Here is a 9,931-nt window from a genome sequence, read left to right on the forward strand (position 1 = left end):
CCCGTTATTGCAGCAAAAGCAGCGTGGACGGCGGGCAGCCGAGCCCGCTGCCGGAGAAAAGCGAGTCGTAGGCCTTGTTGGCCATGATGATGCCCAGGCCGGAATAGTCGTTCCAAGTGGAAGGCAAGGGAAGGGCCGTGGAGGTGAGGGCGTGAAACATCTCCGTAGAGGTGATGGCCGGCTTGGCGGAAACGAGCAGTCCGGCGATGGCCGCAGCGTGGGGGGCGGCGGCGGAGGTGCCGCAGAACCTGGTGTGTCCGGGCCAGGAGGTGGCCACGCAGTCGGCGGCGGTGATGTCGGGCTTTTGCCGCACCCGGCCGCCGCTGGCCAGGAGGTTCCCGGGGGTGATGGCCGAACCGTCCGGGTTGTAGAAGATGCGGCGCGGGCCGTCGCTGGAAAACGTCTCCACGGCCTCGGTCCCTGTAAACGCGGTGGTGCGTCCGGAGGCGGAGACGGCGGCCACGCCGAAGGCCTTGTCGACCGTGGAGTGGCCCTTGGTCGCGCCGTTGGTGCTGTAGGTAATGACCCCGCGGCTGGCGTTTAGATGCAGAAATCTCGCTTCCCCGGACCATTTCTGGATGGCGATCTTGTATCCGGTGAGGTTTGCGTTGGTGTTGATCTGTTCGTACGGGTCCTGTGTGCCGTCTTGAGTATTTGTCGACGAGTTATAGACATTCCCCGCACTATCAAGAAGATACAGATCGTAATCGTTCGCCGAGCCACCAAGGGGATCAGACCACTGCAACGTGATGACTCCAGGATCGCTTGTTATAACGTTATATATGTTCGTGCCGCTAAAAATATGCCAACTATACCCGTTCCCATCGATATATTCGTTGTAATCCCCCTCGTACGTTCCTGAAGTATTTGAATGCAGATTCCCATCGTTGGCCGCAGATGAAAAATAGAAGACCCCGGCATCCGTCACCGTGGCCACAGCCTGGGAGATGACGTCATCCTGGAAGGGGGATTCGGCAAAATAGCCGACGTCATCCACGATGACCTTGCATCCGGCGTCCTTGAGGGCAATGATATTGTTGGCGAAATTGGCCATGCCGCCCCAGGCGGTGGCGAAGTACAGCGGGGCGGAGGGGGCGAGGTCGTAGACGATTTCGAGCATCGCCGTCCCCTCCCCGGAGTTGCCCGAAGCATCCTGCAACACGGTCACGGTGGCCGGCAGGTCGCCCGTGGCCTGGAGCTGGGCCAGATAGTCCACGGAATCGGAGATGACGCCGATCTTGATGCCTGCTCCCGTGTAACCGGCCGTTCTGACGATAGGCGCGCTGTGGGCGACGTCGCCTTCCGTGGTGGTGGACTTGTGCAGGATATACTCCTGCGCCCGGTCGATGAAACGCACGCCGGACTGGGCGGCGATGGTCTCCACCGCCGTTATCGGAATCTGCGCCCGGATGGCGTGATAGTGCGGAAAAGAGTTGATGATGGTCCCGCCCTGGGCCTTGATGAAGTCCAGCAGGCCGTCCGTGACGTCGGCTTTGATGTCCACCAGGATTGTATTTGATTCCGTCAAATTGATGCCGTTTTCAAGCATCGGAAGACCTGATCGCGTATCCTTAAGGACAACGCTGTGCAGCGTGTGGACAATAGCGGAGTTTATTTTTTTTTGGGCCGGCGTCAGATTCTTCTTTTCTTCGTTTAAAATATTGACCTGCTGTTTGAAGTTTTCCATGGCCGCGGCGGAAAGACCGAGGTCCGTTGCTGACGAGTCACGAGAGGCTGCAGCAGCGGATTCTGCTGCCTGCTCTGGTGTAATGCTGGCCAACGATACGTTGTTTGATAGAAGAAATAGGGCTAATGAAAAGGCAAGAAGCAGCTTTGAGTAAAGGCCATTGCTCGGGCGCATCGCTTCTCTCCGTCAGTGTTGTAATCTTCTCTGTTGTTTGAATGCGCATTTCGCATTCAATTTGCATCCGCCGCGTGCAGCATTCGAGCAAGAGCCGGAGCATCGGACAACACGTGTTGGATTCTGCTCAAGGAGAGATGAAAGGATGTCCGGAACGACTATTGCTCTATAGAAACAGCCCTAACACGGATTTCCCCAAAGACGTCTATGGCGCTAGTTTATTGCATAACAGGAATGAAGGTCAATATAGAGGGCCGAGAGCGCAGGTGTACATTTTTTTCGACAAACGCCTTTCAGCATCCTGGAATGACGCATTTTTTTGTGCCGTCCTGGTGAACCCGGCCTAGCCCTCGGTCCCTGCCGCGTTTCCGTTTTTTCGTCGCATGGCCTGGGCCAGGGCGGCCTGCAGGGCTGCATCCTCCACGGGTTTGGCCAGATAGGCGTTAGCGCCGGCGGCCAGGAAACGTTCGCGGTCGCCGGCCATGGCATGGGCCGTGACGACGAGGATCGGCACAGCGGCCTTGGGGCCGTGGATGCTTTGGTCACGCAGAATGGACAGGGTGTCCAGGCCGCTCATGCCGGGCATCTGGATGTCCAGCAGCACCGCGTCCACAGGTTCGCGTTCGAAAATTTCCAGGGCTGACTGGCCCGAGGACGCTTCCAGCACGGTGTGCCCATGGCGTCGCAACAGCCCCCCAACGGCCAGGCGGTTGACGCGCTCGTCTTCGACCAACAGGACGCGCAACGGCGGCAGACTGGGTGCGACAGCCTCGGCAGGAGGCAGGGATTCCTCCGGCGCGGCGCGACCAAGGAGCAGGGTGCAAATGACGTGGGTGCCGACCCCGGGTTCGCTTTCGATGCGCACCTCGCCGCCCATGAGCCGGGCCAGACGGTCGACGATGGACAATCCCAGCCCGGCCCCCTGGTGAATGCGGGTGTTGGAGGCGTCCACCTGGGTAAACGGCGTGAAGAGAGCCCCAATCTTGTCGCCGGGGATGCCGATGCCGGTGTCGCTGACCGACAGGATCAGGCACACCGTGTCGGGGTTGGCTCCGGGGGAGACCCCGGCTTCGAGGGTGATGCTGCCGCTGCGGGTGAATTTGATGGCGTTGCCCACGAGATTGAGCAGGATCTGGCGGATGCGCCCTTCGTCGCCCAGCAGCCGGGAGGGCACAGACGGGCTGATGGCGCTATCCAGGCGAATATCCTGGTTGCGTAGGGCGGTTTTGAACACGGCCCGGGTGGCGTTTATCACCTCATCCAGGGCAAATGGCTCGATGGTCAGTTCGAGCTTGCCGGATTCGACCCGGGAGAGATCGAGGATGTCGGTCAAAAGACGGGTCAGGCGGCGGCCGCAGTCCAGGGCTGTGGCCACACAGTCGCGTTGCTCCCCGTCCAGGGGGGTGTCTTCCAGGATCTGGAGCATCCCGAGCAGGCCGTTTAAGGGCGTGCGGATTTCGTGGCTCATGTTGGCCAGGAATTCGCTTTTGGCCTTATTGGCGGCGTCAGCCGCTTCTTTGGCCGCAGCCAGCCGGGCTTCGGACAGGCGCAGGGACTCTTCGGCCAGCTTGCGTTCGGTGATGTTGGTGAACATGCCAAACCCGCCGATAAATCCGCCGACCGCGTCGTATTCGCTGCTCACGGCAATAAGCGTCCACAATTCCTGGCCATCGGCCCGCCGCAACCGCCGTTCGTAGAGCCCGCCGCCCGGGGGCGTGGTTTCGCGGCGGACCATGGCCCGGTGCTGGTCTTCGTCCTCGGCAAACAGAAAATCCGATACCGGCCGGCCGAGCATGTCTTCCGGGGCCAGGCCGAGCATGGTTCCCATGACGGCGTTGACGTAGGTGGTGCGCCACGTTGCGTCCACGGCCCAAATGCCTTCATTGGCCGTTTCCACGATGCGGCGGTAGCGGGCCTCGCTCTCGGCCAGACGGCGTTCGGCCCGTTTGCGGGTGGTGATGTCGCGGATGACGCCGACCACGTAGCGGTTGCCGTCGTCGTCGATATGCAGGCTTTTTCTGGTCATAAACGTGCCCCGGACGCCGTCGACGTCGTAGGCCGTTTCCTCGGCAATGTCCTCCAGGCCGCAGGCCAGGACCATGGCGTCGTTTCTGATGGAGGAGGCGTCTTTGGCCTCGGGGAATACGGTTTCGGCCGTGCAACCGAGGATATCGTGCCGGGCCCGGCCGGCCAGGGCGCAGAAGGCGTCGTTGACCAGAAAGAAGCGGCGTTCGGGGTCTTTGACGAAAAACGGGTCGGACATGGTGTCGACCACCCGGGTCAGAAAGGGATCGTCGTGGCGGGGGCGGCCGGCTCGGCGGCCAAGAGAGGCACGGACGGCGAAGACGCCGGCCGTGACGAGCAGAATCGAAAAGGCGGCTCCGGCAGCCCACGAGATCACGTCCACGCCCAGGTTCTCCGATACGTCGGACCCGGCGTCCCGCTGCGCCTTGTCTGGCGGCACAACGGGGCGGGGGCCGGGGTTAGGTGCGGCGCCGGCCGAGTCTTAGGCGGCCTGGCGGTACGACGTCATGGACACGCGGGCACAAACAGGACCGCCGACCGGGTCAGCCCAGGGCGGCCAGGGTTTTTTCCACAGGGCGGCGTTCCGGCACCGTGGGCAGGGGGATCTCGCCGTCGCGCACGGCCGCCGAGACGTAGAGTCCGCAAAAGCAGGCCCCGTACTCGGCCACATCGGCGTCGCGGTAGACACAGGGGCACACGACGTCGCGGTCCAGCTCGAATGTTCCGGAGCCCAGCCGGCAGGGGCAGGCCATATACCCGTAGCGTTGCTTGTTGACCAGCAGACCGGCCATGAGATCCAGAACCATGGCCTTGTCGGGATTAAAAAACGAGCCCTTGGCGGCCTGGATCGGCGCGAGCTTGTCGTAGAGTTCCTGGGCGTCCATTATTTCTCGCAGGCCCCGAGGGCGGTTTCGAGTTCATCCCGGCGAAAACCCACGATGACCTTGTTGCCAATGACGATGGTGGGAAAGGACAGGGCCGGGTTGAGCTTGCGAACGACTTCCATGACGGCGGCGCGTTCTTCGCCCGTCAGATAATCCACATGGACGCAGTCATAGGGAATATGCTTTTCATCGAGAAATTCCTTGGCGTGCTTGCAGTGCACGCAGGTGGTCAGGGCGTAGACCTTGATTTCCGCAGTCATGGCATTCTCCTTGAAAGCGAGGCACTAACGTGGTGTGTAGTGGGTTCCGTTTCGTATTCCTTTTTCCAGACGCCGGGTCAAGTGCGAAAGGGGCCAGGTCAAGAGCAGGTACAGCACGGCCAGGGGCAGATAGGTCTCGAAGGTCCGGTAGGTGGTGGCGTTGACCACCTCGGCCGCCTTGGTCAGCTCCCGCAGGCTGATGACCGAGAGCAGGGAGGAATCCTTGATACACGACACAAATTGGCCTGTCACCGGCGGCACAATGCGCCGGGCGGCCTGGGGCAGGATGACGTAGAGGAGCGTTTGGCGGTGGTTCATGCCGGAGGACAGGGCCGTCTCCCATTGGCCGCGTTCCACGGATTCCACCCCGGCCCGGACCATCTCCGAGATGTAGGCTCCGGAAAAAAAGCCCAGGGTGGCCGTGCCGATGAGATAGGGGCTGTCCACCTGGACCACCACGCCCACGCAGAAATAGAAAATGAGGATCTGCACGAGCAGGGGCGTGCCTCGAAAGGCCCCGACATAGAGGGTCGAGAGTTCGCTTAGGACCACATTGCCCGAGACCGCCGCCAGTCCCGAGGCCAGCCCCAGCCCCAGTCCCAGGGCAATGGCCCCGAGCGAGACGACGATGGTCATGCCCATGCCCCGGACGAACAGCTCCCGGTAGGCCCAGACCGCCGACCAGTCCCAATGGTACTTGAGCCGCGACAGCACCAGCCACAGCAGGCCGCAAAACACGGCCAAAATGGTCAGCCTGACCGCAAGCCGAACCATCTAGCGCCGCATCCGGGAAATTCGTTTTGGTACAGACACAGGACAACACTCCAGGGCGGTTGTTTTTGGGGAACGTCGCCTAGCGGCTCCGGGCGGCAAACGCCCCGGCCGGCAGCACCAGGACATAGGGCACCCGCATCCCGAACTCCTGGACCAGCCGGGCGGCGATGTCCTTGGAGCAGTCGCGCCCGGCCGTGGTCAGATAGGTCGTGTTGACCTCGGTCTCGATCTGGCCGGTTTCGTTCTTCCAGCCGCCGGCCCCGGCCCCAAGCCGGGTGTAGCCGCCGAAGGTTTCGGCCAGCCAGGCCTCGAAATCCGGCACCCGGGGGGCAGCCTCGGACCCGTCGGCCAGGGTGGCCGGCACGATGAAGAGATGGGCAAAGACCTGCACGGTGTCGGCCCGGGCCGGCAGGGGCTGGCCCAGACAGACGACGAGGAGGACCAGGGGCAATAAGCGCAACAACGTGGGCATGCCGATTCCTTGGGCCAGGGGTTCCTGCGGAGCCGGGACCGGACTGGTCCCGGCGGCTGGGAGCGGACCCGGCCGGTCTCCCGGCAAGGCGCGACAGCGGGCCTTGCCGGGACAGTTGTGTGGCGCGCGCGGCCCGGGGTCGGGCCGCGAACCGGTGCGGGAGCTACTGGCCGAGGATTTCCTTGAAGTGCTTGGCGCGCAGAGACTCCAGAGTGCCGTCGGCCTTGATGGTGGCGATATACATTTCAAGATATTGCCACAAGTCGAAATCTCCCTTTTGCAGGGCGATGCAGAACGGCTCGTAGGTAAACGGGGTCAAAAGCGCCCGGGTGGTGTCGGGATTTTGCTTCTGGTGCTTGGCGATGGAAATCTGGTCGTAGATGAAGGCGTCGGCCCGGCCGGTGGCCACATCCCTGGCGCAGGCGGTCTCTTCCTGGTAGCGGTTGATGGTGGCCTGGGGGAAGCGTTTGCTGGCGACGAGGTCGGCGGTGGTGCCGGTTTTGACGGCAATGACCCGGCCCGGGGCATTGAGCCCGGCCACGTCGGTCAGGTCCGGGGCTTTTTTCAGGCTGACCAGGGCGCACAGGCCGGTGGTGAAATAGGGTGAGGAGAAGGTGATGGATTTGGCCCGCTCCAGGGTGCCGGAGATGCCGGAAATGATGATGTCGATTTTGCCGGCGGTGAGCGCCGGGATAAGCCCGGTCCACTCCATGTCCTTGATTTCCAGTTCCACGCCCAGGCGTTCGGCCAGGGTGCGGGCGATGTCCACGTCAAAGCCGACGGGTTTGCCCTGTTCGTCCACGTACTCGAAGGGCCAGAATTTGAGTTCCATGCCGACAACGAGTTTGCCGCGCGAAACGATTTGCCGCAGATTGCTGCCTTCGTAGACGTCGTAGGGTGTTATGGCCAGGGCCGTGCCGCAGCACATGGTCAGGGCCACGAAGGCCAGGCTCACGATGCGGATGTAGCGGATCATGGGCTCTTCTCCGGGTGGTGGTTGGGCGGCGGCGAATTGCCGGCTGCCGAGAATTGATGCCTAGCAAAAAAATGCCGAAAAGAAACCCTGTCCCGCACGATTGGGCGGGGCTTGGGCCATCACGGCAGGAGGGAAGGCAGATGGGTCGATTGACAGTCCTCGTGGCGGCGATGGTCCTGGCGGTGTCGGGCTGCCTGGCTCCCGGGCCGGAGGCGGTGGTGCGCAACTGGCGGCCGGACGGCGCGGGCGGCAGGACGCTGGGCCAGCTGGTCGCCGTGTCGCCGGGCCTTGCGGGCGCGACCTGGGAGGCCTACGACGGGCCGTCCGGGGAGCCGATGGTCCGTCTGGCTGCCGAATACGCCCCGGCCAAGGCGGCCGGGGGATGTCCGGTTCCGGCCGCCGGGAGCCGGTTGGGGGCCAGGGTCTTCCTCATCCTGTCCCTGACCGTGGGCAGAAACGGAACCGTGGATTTCGCCTCGGCCGAGGGGCAGGCCTACACGGCCGGCGGGGCCTTTGCCTCCTATCCCCTGGACATCGGCGTCATCGCCGCCCTGGTGGCCAGGGCCTGCCCGCTGCCCTGCCCGGCTTTGGCCGTGCCGGATTATCTGTAGGGGCTTATTTGCCCTTGCTGGCCTTGATGGCTTCTTCGAGTTCTTCAAAAGTCGGGCGCTGGTGGATGGGGATGGCCCGGCGACCGGCTTCCAGGGCCACGGGCGGCGGGTTGCCGCCGACAAAGGCGGTCAGCGACGCCTTGGCCACCAGCAAAATGGCTTCGGTTTCCTTGGCCCGGTACTCGATGTTGGTGGCGATGGGGCCGATGAAGCCGTAAGCCAGCAAAACGCCCATGAACGTGCCGACCAGGGCCGCGCCGATGCTGTGGCCGAGCACTTCGGCCGGCTCGTTGAGCTTGCCCATGGTGATGACGACGCCCAGAACGCAGGCCACGATACCCAGGGCCGGCAGACCGTCGGCCACCTTGCTGATGCTGTGGGACGGCAAGAGCGCCTCGTGCACCGTGGCCTCGATGTCCGCCTCCATGATGGTGTCGAACTCGTGGGCCTCGATGTTGACCGTGGAAAAAATGCGCATGGTGTCGCAGATAAAGACCAGCACCTCGTGGTTTTTCTTGCTCTTGGCGAAGTTGGAAAAGATCGGGCTTTCCGCCGGCCGCTCCACGTCTTTTTCAATGGCCACCAGGCCCTCGCGGCGAATCTTCATGTAGAGGCCAGACAAGGTGGTCAACAGCTCGGTGTAGTAGGCCTTGCTGGTGGTCATGCCGCCGAAAATGGTCATCGCGCCCTTGAAGGTGGCGATGAGCACTTCTTTGGGCGAACTGATGACCAAGGCCCCGAGCGCGCCGCCGACAATCATGAGCAGTTCCGGCGGGGCGGCCGACAGGATCAGGTTGAAGTTGCCTTTTTCCAAGACAAAGCCGGAAAGGATGCAGCCGAGAACGATGAGGGTGCCAAGTATTACGAACATGGGTGCGCCGTTTCCTGTCCGGGCCGCTAAAACTGGCCTTCGGTCGATTTGTCGTAGATGGTGTTGATCTGTTTTTCCAGGACTTCCCCGACATCGGGTGTCTTTGGCGGGACGGGTTTGCCCTGCCCCTGGCCGCCGCCCACCCCGCGTTCGCCAGGTTTGGGTTCGCGGAACAACAGCAGGCTGATGCGCCGGTTTTTCGGGTCGTACGGCTTGTCGGCCACGTAGGGCCGGGTGTCGGCAAAGCCCGTGACCTGGGTCACGTTGTCGGGATTGAGCCCCGCTCCCACCATGAACCGGCGGGCGGAAAGGGCCCGGCCGGCCGAAAGATCCCAGTTGGAGTAGGTCCCGGAGTAGCGGTAGGCGTCGGTGTGGCCTTCGATGGCCACCTTGACCCCTTCCTTTTTCACCACGTCGGTAACGGCGGCCAGGATGCGTTGGGCGTCCGGCAGCAGGGACACGCCGCCAAGGTCGTAAAGCGGCCGGTCGGCCTTGTCCATGATCTCAATGCGCACCCGGTCTTTTTGCTGGGTGACCGACACCTGTCCGGCCAGTTCGGGCACGGACTGCTGCAAGGACTGTTCGATCTGGCGCTCCAGCGCCCCGGCCTGGGCTTCGGCTGCCGCCGCCGCCTTGGCCTGGGCCGCGGCTTCGGCCTTGGTCGGGGGCGGGGATTCCTTGCCGCCGTCCATCATGCCCGTGGTTTGCCCCTGGCCGCCCGAGGGCTGCTGGCCGTCGCGGTCAATGGCCACATCCGGGCGTTCCGACTGGCTGCCGACCACCGCTCCCGGAGGCCCGAGACCGCCGGTCTCCAGGGTCTGGGCCGAAGGACCGGGGTTGTTGAATATACTGAAGTCGTTGAAATAGTTTGCTATCTCTTCCTTTTTTTCCTGGGGGGCGTTGCTTAGGAGCCACATAAGCAGGAAAAAGGCCATCATAGCGGTCACCAGATCGGCGTAGGCCACCTTCCAGGAACCACCATGGGCGCCGGCCGAGATCTTTTTGACCCTCTTGATGATGATGTTTTTTTTGTGTTCGCCCTCAGCCATGGCCCCTCCGTCAGTCCCTATCGGTCGCCGACGCGATTCCGTTTAGGGGACGGTCGTCTACGGAAGTAGTTACGCAGGAGCGGGGCAAAGGGCAACCGTCGGGTTAAGGCGGGGGCAAGGTCAAAAACAGAGATTGGACCCAGCTTAA

10 protein-coding genes are annotated in these 9,931 nt (G+C 62.9%); 1 reads left to right on the forward strand and 9 read right to left on the reverse strand.

The genetic code is table 11. The features are described from left to right. Window positions 1–4: 4 nt before the first annotated feature. The 7 genes from NY78_RS10895 to NY78_RS10925 form a co-directional block, all read right to left on the reverse strand. Entirely contained in the window at window positions 5–1,687 is a 1,683-nt protein-coding gene (locus NY78_RS10895) for a S8 family peptidase (protein ID WP_053062195.1), read from the reverse strand. A 517-nt stretch (window positions 1,688–2,204) separates the two neighbouring features. Next, window positions 2,205–4,268 carry a PAS domain-containing hybrid sensor histidine kinase/response regulator gene (locus NY78_RS10900; protein WP_231583923.1) on the reverse strand — a complete coding sequence of 688 codons (2,064 nt, stop codon included), beginning with the start codon at window positions 4,266–4,268 and terminating at the stop codon, window positions 2,205–2,207. Between the two features lie 160 nt (window positions 4,269–4,428). Beyond that, entirely contained in the window at window positions 4,429–4,770 is a 342-nt protein-coding gene (locus NY78_RS10905) for a ferredoxin-thioredoxin reductase catalytic domain-containing protein (RefSeq protein WP_043635506.1), read from the reverse strand. Beyond that, a complete protein-coding gene (locus NY78_RS10910) occupies window positions 4,770–5,030 on the reverse strand; it encodes a glutaredoxin family protein (RefSeq protein ID WP_043635508.1) in 261 nt (86 codons plus the stop codon). The genes NY78_RS10905 and NY78_RS10910 overlap by 1 nt, the downstream gene beginning before the upstream one ends. Before the next feature lie 24 nt (window positions 5,031–5,054). Next, the gene (locus tag NY78_RS10915; RefSeq protein WP_043635510.1) at window positions 5,055–5,804 is read right to left on the reverse strand and encodes an amino acid ABC transporter permease; all 750 of its coding nucleotides are present in this window, start codon (window positions 5,802–5,804) and stop codon (window positions 5,055–5,057) included. 79 nt (window positions 5,805–5,883) lie between these two features. Beyond that, on the reverse strand, window positions 5,884–6,276 hold the full coding sequence (locus NY78_RS10920) for a hypothetical protein (protein ID WP_043635513.1): 393 nt from the start codon (window positions 6,274–6,276) through the stop codon (window positions 5,884–5,886). A gap of 163 nt (window positions 6,277–6,439) precedes the next feature. Continuing rightward, the gene (locus tag NY78_RS10925; protein WP_043635515.1) at window positions 6,440–7,252 is read right to left on the reverse strand and encodes a transporter substrate-binding domain-containing protein; all 813 of its coding nucleotides are present in this window, start codon (window positions 7,250–7,252) and stop codon (window positions 6,440–6,442) included. A 140-nt stretch (window positions 7,253–7,392) separates the two neighbouring features. Here NY78_RS10925 and NY78_RS10930 point away from each other — a divergent pair, with 140 nt between their 5' ends. Next, a complete protein-coding gene (locus tag NY78_RS10930) occupies window positions 7,393–7,863 on the forward strand; it encodes a hypothetical protein (protein WP_231583924.1) in 471 nt (156 codons plus the stop codon). 4 nt (window positions 7,864–7,867) lie between these two features. Here NY78_RS10930 and motA read toward each other — a convergent pair whose 3' ends face one another. Next, entirely contained in the window at window positions 7,868–8,734 is an 867-nt protein-coding gene (motA, locus tag NY78_RS10935) for a flagellar motor stator protein MotA (protein ID WP_043635518.1), read from the reverse strand. Between the two features lie 26 nt (window positions 8,735–8,760). Next, window positions 8,761–9,783, reverse strand: coding sequence for a flagellar motor protein MotB (locus NY78_RS10940; protein ID WP_043635521.1), 1,023 nt, complete (start codon window positions 9,781–9,783; stop codon window positions 8,761–8,763). Window positions 9,784–9,931: the final 148 nt, after the last annotated feature.

Origin of the sequence: Desulfovibrio sp. TomC (assembly GCF_000801335.2) — a bacterium.
GTDB lineage: Bacteria > Desulfobacterota > Desulfovibrionia > Desulfovibrionales > Desulfovibrionaceae > Solidesulfovibrio.